The organism is Mycobacterium sp. 1165178.9, from assembly GCF_001673555.1.
Lineage (GTDB): Bacteria > Actinomycetota > Actinomycetes > Mycobacteriales > Mycobacteriaceae > Mycobacterium.
Genome location: NZ_LZMB01000266.1, coordinates 1 through 553 on the forward strand (window position 1 = coordinate 1; position 553 = coordinate 553).

Sequence of the window (553 nt, forward strand, 5' to 3'; positions counted from 1 at the left end):
GGTGCGCCCGGCGGCCACCAAGGCCTCGAGGTCGGCGAACCCGCAGATCGCCGTCACCCGGTGCGACGGGCTGGCGTGTAGCCGAAGGTCCAACTCGGTGATGACGCCCAGCGTGCCCTCGGCGCCGACGAACAGCGCCGGCAGGTCGTAGCCGGTGTTGTCCCGGCGCACCCGGCTGTGCCGGCGCAGCAGTGTCCCGTCGGGCAGGGCCACCTGCACGCCGACGACCTGCTCGCCCATGTTGCCGTACCGGACCGTGCGCAGACCCCCGGCGTTCGTCGACGCCATCCCGCCGACGGTCGCGGTGTCCCGGGCCGCCAGATCCACGCCGAACACCAAACCGGCCGCTGCGGCGGCCCGTTGCACCGCGGCCAGCGTGGCCCCGGCACCGACCTCGATGCGGCGTTCGACGGTGTCGACATCAGCCACGGCGTGCAGGCGCTCGGTGGACAACAACACGTCGTGGTGCTCGGGGACGGTGCCGGCCACCAGCGAGGTCCGGCCGCCCTGCACCGTCACATGCACCCCGGCGTCCCGGCATACCCGCAGCACC

At 73.8% G+C, this 553-nt stretch carries 1 protein-coding gene; it reads right to left on the reverse strand.

Annotated elements, in window-relative coordinates; translation table 11 throughout:
• Window positions 1–553: FAD-binding oxidoreductase (locus tag A5652_RS11805; RefSeq protein ID WP_156745288.1), on the reverse strand; the 553-nt coding region annotated here is incomplete at both ends.